The organism is Flavobacterium sp. KKT103, from assembly GCF_055640565.1.
Map to the genome: position 1 here is coordinate 369,733 of NZ_CM145766.1, position 20,019 is coordinate 389,751.

At 36.0% G+C, this 20,019-nt stretch carries 15 protein-coding genes; 2 read left to right on the plus strand and 13 right to left on the minus strand.

Annotation, left to right across the window (positions count from 1 at the left end):
- From queG to ACZ2G0_RS01580, 10 genes are all read right to left on the minus strand, one after another.
- On the minus strand, window positions 1-927 hold the full coding sequence (gene queG / locus ACZ2G0_RS01535) for a tRNA epoxyqueuosine(34) reductase QueG (RefSeq protein WP_470308702.1): 927 nt from the start codon (window positions 925-927) through the stop codon (window positions 1-3).
- 98 nt (window positions 928-1,025) lie between these two features.
- The gene (gene ruvB / locus ACZ2G0_RS01540; protein WP_300288470.1) at window positions 1,026-2,048 is read right to left on the minus strand and encodes a Holliday junction branch migration DNA helicase RuvB; all 1,023 of its coding nucleotides are present in this window, start codon (window positions 2,046-2,048) and stop codon (window positions 1,026-1,028) included.
- An 81-nt stretch (window positions 2,049-2,129) separates the two neighbouring features.
- Complete coding sequence (locus tag ACZ2G0_RS01545; protein ID WP_470308703.1) at window positions 2,130-3,926, minus strand: cytochrome c oxidase subunit I; 1,797 nt, start codon at window positions 3,924-3,926, stop codon at window positions 2,130-2,132.
- 29 nt (window positions 3,927-3,955) lie between these two features.
- On the minus strand, window positions 3,956-5,113 hold the full coding sequence (locus ACZ2G0_RS01550) for a cytochrome c oxidase subunit II (protein ID WP_470308704.1): 1,158 nt from the start codon (window positions 5,111-5,113) through the stop codon (window positions 3,956-3,958).
- 19 nt (window positions 5,114-5,132) lie between these two features.
- The gene (locus ACZ2G0_RS01555; RefSeq protein WP_470308705.1) at window positions 5,133-6,536 is read right to left on the minus strand and encodes a quinol:cytochrome C oxidoreductase; all 1,404 of its coding nucleotides are present in this window, start codon (window positions 6,534-6,536) and stop codon (window positions 5,133-5,135) included.
- Window positions 6,537-6,563: 27 nt separating this feature from the next.
- On the minus strand, window positions 6,564-7,109 hold the full coding sequence (locus ACZ2G0_RS01560) for a c-type cytochrome (protein ID WP_300288465.1): 546 nt from the start codon (window positions 7,107-7,109) through the stop codon (window positions 6,564-6,566).
- Window positions 7,110-7,116: 7 nt separating this feature from the next.
- The gene (locus ACZ2G0_RS01565; protein WP_300288463.1) at window positions 7,117-7,641 is read right to left on the minus strand and encodes a DUF3341 domain-containing protein; all 525 of its coding nucleotides are present in this window, start codon (window positions 7,639-7,641) and stop codon (window positions 7,117-7,119) included.
- Window positions 7,634-9,037, minus strand: a complete 1,404-nt coding sequence (gene nrfD / locus ACZ2G0_RS01570) for an NrfD/PsrC family molybdoenzyme membrane anchor subunit (protein WP_300288462.1) — start codon at window positions 9,035-9,037, stop codon at window positions 7,634-7,636. Before nrfD ends, ACZ2G0_RS01565 begins: the two co-directional genes overlap by 8 nt.
- Before the next feature lie 29 nt (window positions 9,038-9,066).
- Window positions 9,067-12,111: a TAT-variant-translocated molybdopterin oxidoreductase gene (locus tag ACZ2G0_RS01575; protein WP_470308706.1), complete on the minus strand. Its 3,045-nt coding sequence runs from the start codon at window positions 12,109-12,111 to the stop codon at window positions 9,067-9,069.
- Between the two features lie 32 nt (window positions 12,112-12,143).
- On the minus strand, window positions 12,144-13,472 hold the full coding sequence (locus tag ACZ2G0_RS01580) for a c-type cytochrome (RefSeq protein ID WP_470308707.1): 1,329 nt from the start codon (window positions 13,470-13,472) through the stop codon (window positions 12,144-12,146).
- Between the two features lie 217 nt (window positions 13,473-13,689).
- Here ACZ2G0_RS01580 and ACZ2G0_RS01585 point away from each other — a divergent pair, with 217 nt between their 5' ends.
- A complete protein-coding gene (locus ACZ2G0_RS01585; protein WP_470308708.1) occupies window positions 13,690-14,079 on the plus strand; it encodes an SPOR domain-containing protein in 390 nt (129 codons plus the stop codon).
- Between the two features lie 190 nt (window positions 14,080-14,269).
- Here the strand turns inward: ACZ2G0_RS01585 and infB are convergent, their stop codons facing one another.
- The 3 genes from infB to rimP form a co-directional block, all read right to left on the minus strand.
- Window positions 14,270-17,119, minus strand: coding sequence for a translation initiation factor IF-2 (infB, locus tag ACZ2G0_RS01590; protein WP_470308709.1), 2,850 nt, complete (start codon window positions 17,117-17,119; stop codon window positions 14,270-14,272).
- A gap of 112 nt (window positions 17,120-17,231) precedes the next feature.
- A complete protein-coding gene (gene nusA, locus ACZ2G0_RS01595) occupies window positions 17,232-18,485 on the minus strand; it encodes a transcription termination factor NusA (protein ID WP_300286703.1) in 1,254 nt (417 codons plus the stop codon).
- Between the two features lie 13 nt (window positions 18,486-18,498).
- Window positions 18,499-18,963, minus strand: a complete 465-nt coding sequence (rimP, locus tag ACZ2G0_RS01600) for a ribosome assembly cofactor RimP (protein ID WP_300286701.1) — start codon at window positions 18,961-18,963, stop codon at window positions 18,499-18,501.
- A 168-nt stretch (window positions 18,964-19,131) separates the two neighbouring features.
- Between rimP and ACZ2G0_RS01605 the strand changes: the two genes are divergently transcribed.
- Window positions 19,132-19,956: a universal stress protein gene (locus tag ACZ2G0_RS01605; RefSeq protein WP_470308710.1), complete on the plus strand. Its 825-nt coding sequence runs from the start codon at window positions 19,132-19,134 to the stop codon at window positions 19,954-19,956.
- Window positions 19,957-20,019 lie beyond the last annotated feature (63 nt).

The following is a 20,019-nucleotide window of genomic DNA, read 5'->3' on the forward strand; positions in this document are numbered from 1 at the left end:
CTATTTTAGGAAATCGATATTGCGTTTTACCCCTTTGAACTTCGTTCTTTGTAATGCACTATTTTTATAAACTACCTTAAAAGTTTCTTCGGTGATTTCTTCCCAGTCTTTCTTATTCATTGCTAACATTTCAGGCTTAGGATTAAATAAGGGTTCATTATGACCCTTCGAAAATTTATTCCAAGGGCAGACGTCTTGACATATATCACAACCAAATGCCCAATCGTTAAAAGTCCCTTTCATTGATTCAGGAATACTTTCTTTTAATTCTATTGTAAAATAGGAAATACATTTACTACCATCAACAACATAAGGTGCAACTATGGCATCAGTTGGACAAGCATCTATGCAGGCTGTACAAGAGCCGCAATGGTCAGTTGTAGGATGGTCGTAAGCTAAATCAATGTCGACAATCAGCTCAGCAATAAAATAAAAAGAGCCTACTTTTTGTGTAATCAAATTCGAGTTTTTACCAATCCAACCTAGCCCACTTTTGGCAGCCCATGCTTTGTCTAAAACTGGAGCAGAATCTACGAAAGCTCGACCGGAGACATCACCAATAGTGGATTGCATCGAAAAAAGTAACTCTTTTAATTTATCCTTAATAACAAAATGGTAATCAGTCCCATAAGCATATTTAGCTATTTTATAGGTGTCAGCAATCTGCATTTCATTTGGGTAATAATTTAACAGCAGCGAAATAACACTTTTAGCACCATCAACTAATAAGGTTGGATTTAAACGTAGGTCAAAATGGTTTTCCATATAACTCATTTGACCATTTTGATTTTTGGACAGCCAGCTTTCTAACCTTGGTGCATCAGCTTCTAAAAATTCGGCTTTAGCAATTCCACAAGATAAAAAACCAAGGCGCTTTGCTTCTTCTTTAATAAAATTCGAATAAAAAGTAGCTTTGGAATTAACCATAAAAGTTTCCTCCTTTCCATAGCCCTGATCGCAGCGGCATCATTTTATTTTGGTGTTCAAAATAAAAGATACAGCGTAGAGCAGGAATAAGCTCCTTATTAAAACAAACCACCTTGAACATTAATTTTGAGTTTTCCCAAATGCTTATAGGCCTTATCCGTCACTTCCCTACCTCTAGGTGTGCGCATAATGAAACCCTCTTGAATAAGAAAAGGCTCATAGACTTCTTCAATTGTTTCGCTACTTTCTGAAACAGCAGTAGCTAAGGTAGAGAGCCCAACCGGACCACCTTTGAACTTATCGATAATGGTATTTAATATTTTGTTGTCCATTTCATCCAAACCAAAGGCATCAACATTTAGCGCCTTTAAAGCATATTTGGCGATTTCTATGTCAATGGTACCATTTCCCTTAATTTGTGCAAAATCCCTAACGCGACGTAGTAACGCATTCGCAATTCGAGGTGTTCCCCTGCTTCGGCCCGCTATTTCAAGCGCAGCTTCATATGAAATGGGCATTTTAAGTATGGAAGCACTTCTTTCTACTATAGTTGTAAGTAACTCCGTTGTATAATATTGTAAACGGGATGAAATACCAAAACGGGCACGCATTGGTGCGGTAAGCAATCCCGATCGGGTTGTAGCTCCAATTAGCGTGAAAGGATTCAAATTAATTTGAACGGTCCTTGCATTAGGACCCGATTCAATCATAATATCGATTTTAAAGTCCTCCATTGCTGAATATAAATATTCTTCAACAATAGGACTCAATCTATGAATCTCGTCGATAAAAAGCACGTCACGTTCCTCTAAATTAGTGAGTAGACCTGCCAAGTCCCCTGGTTTGTCCAGTACTGGACCAGAAGTGATTTTTATTCCAACCTCCAACTCATTAGCGAGAATATTAGCTAATGTAGTTTTTCCAAGACCAGGAGGACCATGAAAAAGTGTATGATCTAAAGCTTCATTTCTCTGATTGGCTGCAGCTACGAAAATTTTTAAATTTTCCAGCACCTGGTCCTGACCCGCGAAATCATCAAAAGATAATGGCCTTAACTTTTTTTCTAGATCAAATTCCTCGGAACCGTAGCCGCTTGTTGTTGGGTCTAAATTTTCATTCATCTAACAAAGATATAATAAAGTTTGAACTAAATAAAAATGCCTTTCTATTATAGAAAGGCATTATATAGTTTTATAAGAATATTAATGATGTAATACTTCTTCTCCTGGTTTCATTGGTACCGTTTGTGGTACAAAATCCTCATCATGTCCTGGATTAGAATAATCATAAGGCCATCTGTGAACTTCAGGAATTTCTCCTGGCCAGTTACCGTGGATGTGTTCTACTGGAGTAGTCCATTCTAAAGTATTAGATCTCCATGGGTTTTGAACCGCTTTCTTACCGTAGAAAATACTACTAAAGAAATTGTAAAGGAAAACCAATTGGAATGCACCACCCACTAAAGCAAACATCGTAATAAGAACATTTACATTTTGTAAATCATCAAATAACGGAAAGTTAGTGTTTGTATAGTAACGTCTAGGTAAACCAGCTAATCCAATAAAGTGCATTGGGAAAAATACACCATAAGCACAGATTGCGGTTACCCAAAAGTGAACATAACCTAAGTTTTTGTTTAACATTCTACCAAACATCTTTGGAAACCAGTGGTAAATACCAGCAAACATTCCGTACAATGCAGAGATACCCATCACCAAGTGAAAGTGAGCAACCACGAAATACGTATCGTGAACGTTGATATCAAGTGTACTATCTCCAAGAATAATTCCTGTAAGACCACCTGTGATAAAAGTAGAAACTAAACCAATTGAGAACAACATAGCTGGGTTCAATTGCAAGTTACCTTTCCACAATGTCGTGATATAGTTAAATGCTTTAACTGCAGATGGAATCGCAATCAACAAAGTCGTAAACGTAAATACAGATCCTAAAAATGGATTCATACCTGAAATAAACATGTGGTGACCCCAAACGATAGTTGATAAAAATGCAATTGCAAGAATCGACATAATCATGGCTCTGTATCCAAAGATTGGTTTACGAGAGTTAGTAGCAATTACCTCAGATGTAATACCTAATGCAGGCAATAATACAATATAAACTTCAGGGTGTCCTAAGAACCAAAATAAGTGCTCAAACAATACTGGAGATCCACCTTGGTAATGTAAAACTTCACCAGCAATATAAATATCAGACAAGAAAAATGATGTTCCAAAACTTCTGTCAAAGATCAATAACAAAGCAGCAGACAACAATACTGGAAATGATACTACACCAATAATTGCAGTAACAAAAAATGCCCAAATTGTTAAAGGTAATCTTGTCATAGACATCCCCTTTGTTCTCAAGTTAATTACCGTTACGATATAGTTCAAAGAACCCATCAAAGACGAAGCAATGAATATAGCCATGGAAATTAACCATAATGTCATACCCATTCCTGAACCAGGGATAGCCTGCGGTAATGCACTCAAAGGAGGATAAATAGTCCATCCAGATGAAGCCGGACCTGCCTCAACGAATAACGAGCTTATCATTATAACACTGGATATGAAAAACAACCAATAGGAAATCATGTTCATAAATCCAGAGGCCATATCTCGCGCTCCAATTTGGAGTGGTATAAGCAAGTTGCTGAAAGTTCCACTTAAGGCGGCGGTCAATACAAAGAACACCATTATGGTTCCGTGTATGGTGACTAAGGCTAAATATATATCGTTAGCCATAACTCCTTCAGGAGCAAACTTATCGCCCAACAATACATTAAATATTTTAAAAGATTGCTCTGGCCAAGCCAATTGCATTCTAAAAAGCATAGACAATCCTACACCAATGATTCCCATAAAAATACCTGTAATAAGATATTGTTTCGCAATCATTTTGTGATCAAGACTAAATATGTATTTAGTAATGAATGTGTCTTTATGATGATGTTCGTGTTCGTGATCGTGTCCGTGATCGTGACCTTCTGCTGACATATATGTATACTTTAAATTTTCTTAAATAATTATTTCATAGCCATTTTAGAAACAGCCGCTGTATCGCTAACTTTCGTACTATCACCACCTGTAGTAGCTCCTTCTGCAGCAGGCTCTGTAGCAGCAGTTTTAACTTGAGTGATTAAATTAGTTTGATTTAGCAACCATTTTTTATAATCTTCTGGCGTATCAACTACTATTTTCATTTGCATGTTATAGTGTGATGCTCCACAAATTTTATTACAAAGCAATAAGTAATCAAATGTGTAAGGATCAAGACCTGCCTCACCTTTGGCGATTAGATCAATACTCTTTTTAGCACGCAACTGATTAATGTTAGCCACTTTCTCTACCATATAAGGTAACTCTCTGTACTCATCAGTAGTATAAACTGGAGTAAAAGCAAACTGAGTAACCATTCCAGGAACACAGTTCATTTGTGCTCTAAAATAAGGCATGTAAGCAGAGTGCAGCACATCTTGAGATCTCATCTTGAAAAGTATCTTTTTACCTTTTGGGATGTGTAACTCCGAAACTACAATATCATCTTGAGCATACGGATCAGCTAAATCAACTCCAAGAACGTTAACGCCCTCAATGTATCTTACATTCGCTTTTCCTAAAACATTATCTTCTCCTGCAATTCGAGCAGTCCATTTAAATTGCTGTGCATACAATTCAATTACAACAGTATCTTCATCTTCATCAACGAACATAATGTTAGTCCAAGCGTACAAACCATACAAAATTAGACCCGCCAAAACTACTGCCGGAATTAAACTCCAAATAGCTTCTAATTTATTGTTATCAGCAAAGTAAAGCGCTTTTTGACCTTGTTTACCACGATATTTAAATGCAAAATAATGTAATAAAACCTGAGTGATCGCTTGAACAATAAAGATTAAAACCCAAGTAATGTTCATTAAATTATCAACATCTGAACCATGCTCAGAAGCTGGTGTGTGCAAAACTAGAGGACCCCATGTAAATAAACCATATATAGAAAATATATAGATAAATGCTAGGAAACCAAACATTAAATACCCTTGAACATTATTATCATTATCATTAGCTACTTGCGTGCTATCAGAATTTAATCCTACTTGAGTAAGATCAAATATCTTAGTCAATTGCCACAAAGCAACAGCTAATAAAACTAAAACTATAATTACCAACAAACTTGTCATCTGTTTTTTTCTTTAAATATTAATAATGAAAATGTTTACTCTCTTCAATGTATGGATTTCTTTTCGCTAACAAAGGGTTCTTCGTTAATGCACTAAATACAACATATATAAATAAACCAAGGAAGAAAAGAACTGAAGCAATCTCAGGAACGCCGATAAACCATTGGTCACCTACTGTACCTGGCATAATCATATTGAAGAAATCAATATAATGACCTGCTAAGATAACAACTCCTGCCATCACTAAAACCCAAGTAATTCTTTTAAAATCTGTATTGATAAGGATCAACAATGGGAACACAAAATTCATAACTACCGCTCCAAAGAAAGGCAAATTGTAAACTTCGATTCTTGTGATGAAATAGGTAATCTCTTCAGGAATATTTGCATACCAGATCAACATAAACTGTGAGAACCATAAGTATGTCCAGAAAACAGAGAAACCAAACATGAATTTTGCTAAATCATGAATATGACTTGTATTAACATATTCTAAGAAACCTTTTCCTTTTAGGTATAAAGTAACCAAAGCTATAGTAGTAATAGCACTTACAAAGAAACTTGCAAAAACGTACCATCCAAATAAAGTACTAAACCAGTGTGGATCTACAGACATAATCCAGTCCCAAGACATAATTGATTCCGTAACAATGAAGAATACTAAAAATCCCGCTGTTAATTTAAAGTTCTTTTTATAAAATGAATTATCATTTGACTCATCTTGAGCTAAATCGTTTTGTACTGATTTATAACGGTAGTAATTCCAACCTAATAGAAATACCGCAGCTCTAGCAATCCAAAACGGAAAGTTCAAATATCCTGCTTTAGCCTGTATTAATTTATCTTCAGCAACAACCTCAGGATCTAACCAAACGAAAAGGTGATTAAAATGAAAACCACATAATAATAAAATTATAAAAAATATGATTGAACCTACCGGTAAGTAAGCCGTGATACCTTGCATAACTCTAAATAATACTGGAGACCAACCAGCTTGTGCAACTTGTTGAATACCATAAAAGGCCAAAACACCTAATGAGATCAGCATGAAAAAGATACAAGCAACATACAAAGCAGCCCATGGCTTGTTTTGTAATTGATGTAAAACATGCGTTAAATGCTTCTCATGTTCTTGTACCTCTTTGGCATCATGATGTTCACCAGCTACAGCAGCTTTCTCTGCATGTGCTTCAGTTGTTCCTTCGTGTCCTTTAACTTCCTCGTGAGCTGAAGTTGCTTCGTGCGCAGTGCTTTCGCCGTGGCTTTCCACCGCAGCATGACCACCGTGGCTATCCGCAGCTAAGATTTGCTCCACTGCTTGAATATCTTTAGGAGCAGTTAAAAAACCATAACCTATTCCTAAGACCCCAAGAGCCATTAAGATGAAAGACAAAGTTTTTAATTTACTTGAAAATGTATACATATCTATTACGATCAGTTTGTTCAACAATTATAATTGGCTTTTTAGTTTAAGAACATAGTCCGCAATTAACCAACGTTCGTGAGAACTAACTTGGTTGGCATGAGAACCCATTGAATTTAAACCATAAGTCACAACAAAGTAAATACTACCTTCAGTGATTACTCTATCTTTGTAGCTAGGAACACCTAGGAATTTTTCTCTTTCAACTAACTTCCCTTTACCATTACCAGCAGCACCATGACAGCTAATACAGTAAATTTCATATAGCTCTTTCCCTTTCCCATTATTTCTATCTAATGAATCAATCGGAGATTTCAAATTAGCTTTCGCTAACTCATAACCCGCAGTTGTATTTTCATACTCAAAAGGTTCAAATCCTCTATTGATAGAACCTGCAGCAGGAAGTTGTCCTTCTTTACCATCTTTAAAAGCACTTGACTCTGCATATGTTTCATACCCTACGGATTCATACATATTAGGAAAGTATTGATAATTTGGTGCTTTGTTATTATGACAAGAAGCTGCTAGCAGCGAAATGCCAAATAAAAGTGTTATTTTATATACCCTTTTCATATCTAAATTAATTCTTTTCTATTACTTTAACTTCTACAGCTCCCGTACTTTGGAAAAAAGAAACTAACTCTTCTTCATTATCGTTAACGGCTACTTCCATTAAGAAATGATCATCAGTAGTTCTAACATCAGGATTCTCTGCTTGTTTAAACGGCCATAATTTACTTCTCATATAAAAAGTAATAACCATTAAGTGAGCTGCAAAGAAAACAGTCATTTCAAACATAATTGGCACGAATGCAGGCATGTTTTCAATATAACTAAAACTAGGCTTTCCACCAATATCTTGAGGCCAATCTTGAATCATGATAAAATTCATCATTGTTGTTGCCACAGTGATACCCACACAACCGTATAGAAAAGCACATATCGCTAATCTTGTTGGTGCTAATCCCATTGCTTTATCTAACCCGTGTACTGGGAAAGGTGTAAAAACATCTTCAATATGATGATGAGCTGCTCTGGTTTTTTTTACCGCATCCATCAATATATCATCGTCATTATAAATGGCGTAAATTACTTTATTACTCATGATGTGAATCTTTATTTGCTGCTCTTTCTCTAATAAAATTATCTCCAGTTGCCTTAAGTATTGTCTTAACCTCTGCCTGAGCAATTACAGGGAAAGTTCTAGCATACAATAAGAACAATACAAAGAAGAAACCAATTGTTCCTATGAAAATTCCAATATCTACAAATGTTGGTGAAAACATAGTCCAAGATGACGGAAGGTAATCTCTATGTAACGAAGTAACAATAATTACAAATCTTTCAAACCACATACCAATGTTTACTACAATAGATATGATAAACGAAAACATAATACTTGTTCTCAATTTCTTGAACCACATGAATTGTGGAGAAAATACATTACAAGTCATCATTGACCAATAAGCCCACCAGTAAGGTCCTGTAGCTCTGTTCAAGAAAGCGTATTGCTCATACTCTACACCTGAATACCAAGCGATAAATAACTCAGTGATGTAAGCAACACCTACGATAGAACCCGTAATCATGATTACAATGTTCATTAATTCGATATGCTGTAAAGTAATGTAAGCTTCAAGGTTTGATACTTTTCTCATGATAATAAGCAAGGTATTTACCATCGCAAAACCAGAGAAAACTGCACCAGCAACAAAGTATGGAGGGAAGATGGTAGTATGCCATCCAGGAATAACCGAGGTAGCAAAGTCCATCGATACAATCGTGTGTACGGAAAGTACAAGTGGCGTTGCTAAACCTGCAAGAACCAATGAAACTTCCTCAAAACGTTGCCAATCTTTAGCACGACCACTCCATCCAAAACTTAAGATCGAATATATTCTTTTGTTGAAAGGAGTAATTGCTCTATCTCTTAGCATAGCAAAATCAGGTAATAAACCAGTCCACCAGAAAACAAGCGATACAGAAAGATACGTTGAAATTGCAAATACATCCCATAATAAAGGCGAGTTAAAATTCACCCAAAGAGAACCGAACTGATTTGGTATTGGTAAAACCCAGTACGCTAACCATGGACGTCCCATGTGAATGATTGGAAACAATCCTGCTTGAATTACAGAGAAAATGGTCATCGCCTCCGCAGAACGGTTAATTGCCATTCTCCATCGTTGACGGAACAATAAAAGTACAGCAGAAATCAATGTTCCTGCGTGACCGATACCAACCCACCAAACGAAGTTGGTGATATCCCAAGCCCATCCAACAGTTTTGTTTAATCCCCAAGTTCCAATTCCTGTAGATACAGTGTATACAATACATCCTAATCCCCAAAGGAATGCAGTAAGTGCGATTGAAAATACAATCCACCAATGTTTGTTTGCTTTACCTTCGACAGGCGCAGCCACATCTACTGTTACATCATGATAAGTTTTATCACCTATAACTAAAGGCTTTCTAATACTAGAGTCGTATATATGAGACATATTCCTTTATATTGATTTTAAATTATTTCTTAAGTGTTTCTAACTTTAACATGATAGATCACATTAGGCTTAGTTCCTACGTGCTCTAATAAATGATACATTCTGTCGTCAGCTACTAATTTCGCTATTGGACTTTCTTTCACATTTACATCACCAAAAGTCATTGCTCCATTAGAACAAGCGTTAGAACAAGCAGTTTGAAATTCTCCTTCGATCACTTCTCTTCCTTCTTTCTTAGCGTTTAAGATAGTCGCTTGTGTCATTTGAATACACATTGAACATTTCTCCATAACTCCACGTGAACGAACGTTTACATCTGGATTAAGTACCATACGACCTAAATCATCATTCATGTGATAATCAAACTCGCTATTTTTGTTATACAAGAACCAGTTGAAACGACGTACTTTATAAGGACAGTTGTTTGCACAGTAACGAGTACCAACACATCTATTGTATGCCATTTGATTTTGACCTTGTCTACCATGAGAAGTCGCAGCCACTGGACATACTGTTTCACACGGAGCATGATTACAATGCTGACACATTACTGGTTGGAAAGAAACCTGAGGATTATCTCCTGCTTTCTCCATCTCATTAAATGTAGACAATGAATCACTTAAACCTGCAATATTTTCTTTTCTTTCGTTATCTCCTTCAAAAGTAGATTCAGATGAATAATATCTGTCAATACGCAACCAGTGCATATCGCGGCTTCTTCTAACTTCAGCCTTACCAACAACAGGTACATTATTCTCAGCGTGACAAGCTATTACACATGCACCACATCCTGTACATGCATTCAAATCTATCGAAAGATTAAAATGATGCCCTACAGAACGATCAAATGATTCCCATAAATCAACCTTAGTTGATTCTACTTCAGAATGATCTAAAGATACCATTGGCACTTCATTCCAAACTTTAGCATCTTTGGTATTGAAAATTTCTAATGTAGTTTCTTTAATAATATCACCTCTACCCATCAAAGTCTTTTGACCTTGAACACAAGCAAATTCATGCTCACCACCGGCTTTCTCAATCACAACTGATTGAATATCATTAAATCCTTTATAAAAAGCGTAAGCATTTAAACCTACTTGCATTTCTTCTTTTAAAGCCGCTTTACGACCATAACCTAAAGCCAATCCAACAGTACCTATCGCCTGACCCGGTTGAACAATTACAGGAACATTCTCTAACTTCACTCCATCCTTGCTTGTAACAGTAGCATAACTTCCGTTTAAACCACCATTAGCAACAATTTCATTCGTAATTCCTAGCTCTTTTGCATCAGCATTAGAAATAGTTAAATAGTTATCCCATGATACTCTTGTAATTGGATCTGGAAACTCTTGTAACCATGGGTTATTCGCTTGTTGTCCATCACCCATTCCGGTTTTGGTATACAAAACTAACTCAAAGTTATCCAGTTTCTTAGAACGAGCTAATGTATTAGCTGCAGTTGCATAATCAGCTGAACCGCTTAAAGCACCCGTTTCACTAGTATAAACACCATCATGCAATACTTTATTCCATGATGAACCAGCTATAAATGAAGCAGAAACTGCTTTTAAATAATCGTAATAAGTACCTGTCATACCGTTCAATGACATCAATACATCTTGCAGTTGCTTTGTATCAAACAACGGACGGATTGTAGGCTGAGTTAAGCTGTAGGTACCTTTAGTTAAGGTTAAATCACCCCAAGCTTCTAAATAATGAGGAACTGGAGCTGCAACCGTAGTCAATAAAGCAGTTTCATCTTCTCTCAAAGACATTGCTACCGAAGTTGTAACTTTTTTCAATCCTTCAACAAATGCTGTTGAATCTGCTAAAGTGTAAACAGGGTTAACACCACTCATTAGTAAAGTATGAACAGTACCTGCCTTCATATCAGCTATTAACTGCGCTACTTTTTCGTTAGAACCTTTGCGAATTAATCTAGCTCCAGCAGTAGAATAAGCCTGACTACCTAATGCTTGATTAATGGCAATTACTAATAACTGTGCATTTTTATCTTGTAAACCTGAAACCAAAACACCGTCTGCACCAGCAGCTTTCAATTGCTGAGCCGCTTTAGTTACCTCTGGCTTAAATTTAGCATCTAAACTCACTGCAACTGATGAACCAGTTACAATATTATATATGTGTACTAATGCTTGTTTTTGATCAGCAGTCGACATCGCTACACGCTTATCAGCAGCGGCACCAGACAAAGTCATGTTTGCTTCTAATTGAAAATGACGAGACATTTTTCGGTTTTTAGGAATTCTTCCTTGAGCATAACCGGAGTCATACCCTCCACCTTGCCAATCTCCTAAGAAATCTGCACCAACAGAAACAATCAAAGCAGCTTTAGAGAAATCATAATCAACCAAAGCTCTTTCACCATACACCATCTCAAATGCATCTAAAGCTTCCGAAGAAGAAACAGCGTCATAAACAACGTGCTTAGCATTAGGATTAACACCGATAAAATCAGCAATTAATTTTTCAGTAGATGGACTCGCTAAAGTATTTGTCAACAACACTACTTGCCCACCTTTAGCCTTTGCATCAGCAATACTAGATTTTAATTTAGCATCAACTGAAGCCCATGAAGCCTCTTTACCACCAATTTTAGGTGACTTCAATCTCATGTTGTCATACAATGACAATATCGAAGCATGAACTCTAGCATTTGCTGAAAACTTAGCACCTGCTATTGTATTATTATCTACTTTAATAGGACGCCCTTCACGTGTCTTAATTAAAAGATTTGCAAAATCAAATCCATCAAAAACAGAAGTAGCGTAATAATCAGCTACTCCAGGAATGATTTGTTCTGGTTGCAAAACGTAAGGGATCGACTTGTTTACAGGACCCTCACAAGCCGCAAGCGTTGCCGCAGCTGTACTAAATCCAACGTACTTTAGAAAATCACGTCTTGAAGTTGAAGACATTGAGTCACTATTTCCTAAAAATTCATCAGTAGGAATAGCTTCAACAAACTCGTTATTTCTAAGCGCCTCAACAATAGAACCATTCTCTAGTTCCTCAACACTTTTCCAGTATTTTTTGTTTGATGACATTGTATATAAATATTAAAATCTTAATAATTTGATTAATAGTGGCACTTACCACATTCTAAACCTCCCATTTGAGCAGCAGTCAACTTATCAACTCCATACTTCTTAGAAAGCTCTTCATGAATCTTGGTGTAATACTCATTACCTTCCATCTTCACTTCTGTTTTTCTGTGACAGTTAATACACCATCCCATTGTTAACGGAGCAAATTGTTTTTGGATTTCATAAGTCTCTACTGGTCCATGACAAGTTTGACATTCAATACCTGCAACGGTAACGTGCTGCGCGTGGTTGAAGTAAACAAAATCAGGCAAGTTATGAATACGAACCCATTTCACTGGTTCCGTTTTACCTGTATAAGTTTGCGTAGCTTGATCCCAACCTACCGCTTTGTATAATTTTTGAATTTGCTCATCATAGAAAGCTTTGCTATACTCTGGAGTAGCTGTAGATTCCGCAACCTCTGCAATGTTTTTATGACAGTTCATACAAACGTTTAAAGAAGGTATACCAGAATGCTTACTAACTCTAGCAGAAGAGTGACAATACTTACAGTTGATCTCATTGTCTCCTGCGTGAATTCTGTGCGAATAATGAATTGGCTGTATTGGCTCGTAACCTTCATCAACACCTACTTGCATTAAAAAACCATAAACGAAGTAAGCACTTGCCAATAGCAAGAAAATAACAGTTACTAAAACCAAAAATTGGTTTTTGATAAAAGCTTTCCAAATTGGAGTAGTCGCTGTTTTAGGAGCAACCTCAATACCATTTGCTTTGGCAACTTTTTTCAACACATTATTTACCAAAAACAGCATCACAACTAACATCGCCATTACAAGAACCAAAGCTCCTAATATGATGTTGTTAGACATACCACCATCTTGATTTGCTACAGGAGCACCAGGTACACCCGCAGCAGGAGCAGCAGCCTCCGCTTTTGGCTCAGAAGTATAAGCAATAATATTATCGATATCTCCCTCAGATAATTGAGGAAAAGCCGTCATTACCGCCTTATTGTTTTCTTCGTACACTTTTACAGCAGCAGCATCACCCGATTTGATTAAGGCAGAACTATTATGAATCCATTTGTACAGCCATGGCATATCATGCTTCGCAGCAATACCACGTAACATTGGACCCGTAGCCTTAGCATCAAGCTTATGACACGCAGCACAATTCGCATTGAAAAGTTCTTTACCTTTTACAGGATCCCCACCTTGAGCAACAGCTGGAGCAGCAGCAACAGCAGCTGCGTCTGGAGCAGCTTCTTGTGCAGATGAAGTTAAGGAAAAAGTTAGCATTAATGCTAAGCTTAAGAATAAATTCCTTGAAGTCGATTTATGGTTACCCACCTTTTTCATAATAGTATAATGATTATCTAATAAATATTGGCACAGTATTTTCTATACTTACGTAAAAAAGAGCAGGCCTTTATTTTAAACTCGTACAAAAATACGACTTAAGAACTATTCTGAAAAACCTAAAATAGTCTAATTTCCAATTTATATTAATTCTAAATAATATTTCTATTTCACTTTATTTAATTAAACAGTACTTTTGCTTAAAAACCATTACGTTATGAGAATTTTAACATTTAAAAACAACACCTTTTTTACCATTTTCCTATTTACAATAACTTGCAATTTACAAGCACAAGACACTAAAAATAGCCTTAAACAAAGCCCTGACTTTGAACAGTTACTAAACGAAAAGAGAAAAATAAATACGCTACTAACTGTAAATGAACGATATAAAATTCAAATATTTAGTGGCGATAGTGAAACAGCTAAAAAAGCACTCTATGATTGCAAACAAGAGTTTAATTCATTAGACGGAACCCTTGTTTTTAACACTCCGAACTACAAAGTTTGGGTAGGGAATTTTAGAACTAGAATTGAAGCAGAAAGAAACTTAGTCGAAATTAAAAAACGCTACAACACCGCTTTTTTAATTAAACCAAAAAAATAAGAATTCATTCATTAAATCACATCATCGGAATCCTAAGTTGAGTTCGATTCTTGTGAAAAAAGTCATTTTTTTATCTCACAAAAGCACTTTTCCACGATCTTTAATCGAACCAAATTCCAAATCAATACAACATATATAAAACTAAAAAATCCCGATAAATCGGGATTTTTTGGTTTTACAACTCTATATACTATTTAAGTTTCTTTTTGATAGCAACTTCATGGTACGATTCAATAACATCTCTTTCTTCGATCTCATTAAATCCTTTTATTTGAATACCACAATCGTATCCTTTAGCTACTTCTTTCACATCATCTTTGAAACGTTTCAGAGCGATTAATTCACCTTCGTGAACTACTACACCATCTCTAATAACTCTCATTTTAGCATTTCTGATGATTTTACCATCCATAACCATACAACCTGCAATTGAACCTACTTTAGAGATTTTGAATATCTCTCTAATCTCAGCAGTACCTAATACTTCCTCTTTCATCTCAGGAGCAAGCATCCCTTCCATTGCATCTTTTAAGTCATCGATAGCAGCGTAAATAATACTGTAGTAACGGATATCAATTTCTTCCTTATCAGCTAATTGTCTTGCATTTCCAGCAGGACGAACATTAAATCCAATGATAATCGCATCTGAAGCAGAAGCCAACATAACGTCAGTTTCAGTAATCGCTCCAACTCCTTTATGAATAATATTAATTTGAATTTCCTCAGTAGATAATTTAGAGAACGAATCAGATAATGCTTCCACAGAACCATCAACATCTCCTTTAAGAATTACGTTCAATTCTTTAAATTGACCTAAAGCGATACGACGACCAATTTCATCAAGTGTAATGTGACGTTGTGTACGAACTGATTGCTCACGCATCAATTGAGAACGTTTAGAAGCAATTTGTTTCGCCTCTTTTTCTTCTTCAAATACATTAAACTTATCACCAGCAGTTGCAGCTCCATCCAATCCTAAAACCGAAACCGGAGTAGAAGGTCCAGCAGTTAACACAATGTTACCTCTTTCGTCATGCATGGCTTTAATTTTACCATGATGCTTACCTGCCAACATATAATCTCCAATTCTTAAAGTACCATGTTGTACTAAAATAGTAGATACATATCCTTTACCTTTATCTAAGAATGCCTCAACAACAGTTCCCTGAGCTGCTTTATTTGGATTTGATTTCAAATCTAATAATTCTGCCTCTAACAATACTTTTTCTAATAATTCTTTGACACCAGTACCTTGCTTTGCAGAAATATCATGTGATTGTATTTTACCACCCCAATCTTCTACTAATAAGTTCATTCCCGCTAATCTTTCTTTAATCTTTTCAGGATTAGCATTTGGCTTATCAACCTTATTGATTGCGAAAATAATTGGTACACCTGCTGCTTGAGCATGTGAAATTGCCTCTTTCGTTTGCGGCATGATGTCATCATCTGCAGCAATTACAATAATAGCGATATCAGTAACTTGTGCTCCACGTGCACGCATTGCGGTAAACGCTTCGTGACCAGGAGTATCTAAAAATGCAATTTTTTGACCGTTATCCAAAGTTACTCCATAAGCACCAATGTGCTGTGTAATACCTCCAGATTCACCAGCGATCACATTTTCTTTACGGATGTAATCCAGTAACGATGTTTTACCGTGATCTACGTGACCCATTACGGTTACGATCGGTGCTCTAAATACTAAATCTTCTTCTTTATCTTCAACAACCTCAATTGCTTCTTCAATATCAACAGTTATGAATTCAACTTCATAACCAAACTCATCAGCAACAATTGTTAATGTTTCAGCATCTAAACGCTGATTCATTGTAACCATGATACCAAGTGACATACAAGTTCCAATTACTTTTGTAATCGGCACATCCATCATGATCGCAATTTCACCAACGGTAACGAATTCAGTAACTTTTATAGTTTTACTTCCTTCATCAATCGCTCTTTGCTCTTCGACTGATTTTTGACGGTGCGTATCTCTTTTGTCCCTTCTGTATTTTGCCGCTTTAGATTTACCACCTTTTTTACCTTGTAGTTTTTCTAAAGTTTCACGGATTTGGTTTTTAACTTCCTCCTCTGTAGGCTCAACTTTAGCCACAATCGCAGGTCGGTTACCTTTTACAAATCCAGGTCTTGCGCTTCTATTTGCATTGAAACCACCACCACCAGTATTAGGCGTAATCTTATTAGGATTTGGAACCCCTGGAGGTCTAGGAGTACCTGGTTTAGGCGCAATCCTTTTTCTTTTATTTTTGTTTGCCGCACCTGCCGCACCAGGAGCACCCGGTTTGTTAGGAGTAATTTTCGGCTCTTCTTTTTTCTTTTTCGGTTTGTTAAACTGAGACAAGTCGATAGTTTGACCTGTAAGCTTAGTTCCTGAAAGCTTTTGATATTGAGTCGCAATAGCTTCTTCTGCTGGCGCCTCATCCACTTTTGGAGCAGCTTCCTCTTTAGGAGCTACTTTACTTACTGTCTCTTTTACAACTTCCTTTTTGTCTTCTTTAGCATCAACGATAGGTTTCGCAGTTTTATTTACTGAAGCCGATTTGTCTTGTGCAGGATTTTTAGCTACCACCTTCACTTCTGGAACAGCAGCAGGTTTCACTTCTTCCTTTTTCTCTTCAACAACTGGAGCAGAAGCAACAGTTTTCTTTGGATTAAGATCAATTTTACCCACTTGAACAGGACCTGTAACAACGGCTCTGGCTTTGATCACCTCTTGCTGTTGTTTTTGAACCTCCTCATCATGCTTACGTTTATCCTCAACCTCTTTCTCTCTTTCTACACGTAAAGCTTCTTTCTCTTTTCTTTTCTCCTCTCCCACTTCCTTAGAAGCTTCTTTTTTCCCTCTGTCACCTGCAAATTGACCGCACAAAACATCGTATACATCATTAGAAATTTTTGTGTTTGGATTTGACTCAATAGCAATCCCTTTATCTTTTAGATAATCCACAGCTCTTTCTAAAGAAATATTCAATTCCCTTAAAACTTTGTTTATTCTAATAATTCTCTCTTCAGACATAAAACCTTTTTATTATTACCTTTTTTGTTATTCCTCGGTTTACTTCTACATCGCTATCATTCGAATAAGAGTTAATTGCAAACCGGCATGTTTATCGTTGAAGATCTATTGACTAACTATCAAATTCCTCTTTCAATATTCTCATTACATCTAAAATCGTTTCCTCTTCTAGGTCTGTTCTTCTTACTAAATCCTCTACTTCTTGTTTCAAAATACTTTTTGCAGTATCTAAACCAATTTTAGCAAATTCTTCAATAACCCATTCTTCAATCTCATCTGAAAACTCTGTTAATTCAACATCATCTTCATCTGCAGTAGCACCAGCTACATCACCTTCGCGAATAACATCTAATTCATAGCCCGTTAACAAACCAGCTAATCTAATATTGTGTCCTCCACGACCAATTGCCTTAGAAACTTCTTCTAATTTCAAGTAAACATCAGCTCTCTTAGTCTCTTCGTTGATTTTGATTGAAGAGATTTTAGCAGGGCTTAATGCTCTTGTAATAAACAATTGTATATTACTTGTAAAATTAATTACATCGATATTTTCATTACCTAATTCACGGACAATACCATGAATACGAGATCCTTTCATCCCAACGCAAGCTCCAACAGGATCGATTCTATCATCGTAAGTATCCACAGCAACTTTCGCTTTTTCACCAGGAATCCTTACCACGTTTTTGACCATAATCAAACCGTCGAAAACTTCTGGAATTTCTTGTTCAAACAATTTCTCTAAAAACTTTTCTGAAGTTCTAGACATGATAATTTGAGGCTTATTCCCTTTTAATTCAACACTTTCAATAATTCCACGTACGTTATCTCCTTTACGGAAAAAGTCAGATGGAATTTGTTTTTCTTTCGGCAATACAATCTCATTTCCTTCATCATCTACCAAAATTACAACTCTTGGCCGAACATGATGCACTTCAGCTGTATATATTTCACCAATTAAATCTTTAAATTGCTTGTAAAGATTAGTATTATCGTGCTCGTGTATTTTTGAAATCAAGTTTTGACGTAAAGCTAAAATAGCTCTTCTCCCTAAATCGATTAATTTTACTTCTTCAGATACTTCTTCACCGATTTCAAAATCAGCTTCAATTTTTCTTGCTTCAGTAAGCGTTATTTCTTCGTTTTCAAAATCCAAATCCTCGTCGGCAACAATTACTCGTCTTCTCCAAATCTCCATATCCCCTTTATCAGGATTTATGATGATGTCAAAATTATCATCTGAACCGTATTTTTTTTTCAATGCATTTCTAAATACATCTTCTAAAATTGCCATAAGCGTTACACGATCAATAAGTTTATCATCTTTAAACTCTGAGAATGAATCGATTAATGCTAAATTTTCCATGCGAATTCTTTAATTAAAATGTTACTGTAACAATTGCTTCTTTGATATCTCCATAAGGTAATTGAAGTGTTTTTTGAACAGTTTCTTTCCCTTTGCCAATTTTTTTTGGCTCTCGCGCTTCCCACGACAAAATTACAAAATCATCGTTAGCTTCTACTAACTCTGCCTCTAAATTTTCATTAACTGTTTTCACAATCAGTGTTCTGCCCACGTTTTTTTTGTATTGACGAACCAATTTAAGTGGTGAACCCACTCCAACTGACGCTACCTCAAGAGAGAAATCTTGTTCTTCTCTATCTAAATTAGCTTCGATTGCTCTACTTACATCGATGCAATCCTGCAAGGCAACTCCTTTGTCATCATCTAAGGACACAATTACTTTAAAAGCATCTGTAATCGTAAGATCAATTAAAAAGAGAGTAGGCTTATCTACAAGCGCCTCTACTAACAACTTATTTACTTTTTCTTTAAATGTCATATTTTTATAAAAAGAGGGGACATTTAGTCCCCTCATTATCTAGATTTTAATAAATAACGGTGCAAATATAGTGTTTTTTTTCATAAACAAAAAATGATTGACTGCTCCTGAAAAATTTCTTATCTTTATTAACCAATTTTATACTGATTTTTAACTAAAAGCTCAATTATGAAAACCATCCTAGTTCCAATCGACTTTTCTACATATTCACAAAACGCGCTAAAAGTAGCTGCCAAGATTGCGCAGAAAAACGGTAGCGAAATTCATTTATTACATATGCTTGAACTCCCAAGCCAAATGAATGATGCAGTTTCTAATGGTGCACCCATTCCAGAAATCATGTTGTTTATAAAAAAAGCACAAGAGAAAATTGAGCAAATATTGTCGCAAGATTTCCTAAAAGAGATAATCACCGTGCACCACATCAAATTCGAAAGCGCTTTTAGCGGCATTCTTTCCTATATAAAAGAAAACAAAACTGATCTTATTGTTATGGGATCGCATGGCGTTTCAGGAATGGAGGAATTATTATTGGGCTCCAATACTGAAAAAGTGGTTCGTTTATCCGATGTACCTGTTTTAGTTCTGAAAAAAGAAACTTCGGAATTCAAAGGAGAACACTTTGTCTTCGCTTCTGATTTCTCAGAAGAGATTAAAAAGCCATTTCAAAAAATGCTGAATTTTACTCAAATTTTTAATGCTAAATTATCATTAGTGATGATTTGTACCCCTAACAGTTTCAAGACAACAGCGCTATCTGAGCAAATTATAAATGACTTTGTATCTGATTTTACTATTGACAACTATACGATTACCATTTACAATGATACCAATATCGAAAAGGGTATAATTAATTTCTCCAGAAAAGTGGAAGCGGATTTAATAGGACTTAGTACTCACGGACGAACTGGATTAGCTCATTTTTTCACAGGAAGCATTAGTGAAGACTTGGTTAACCACAGCATTAGACCCATTATCACATTCAAAATTTAGAATTAGGAAAAGACCTTGATTTTATGGCATAAAAAAAGCCTCTCAAAAAATGAGAGGCTTTCT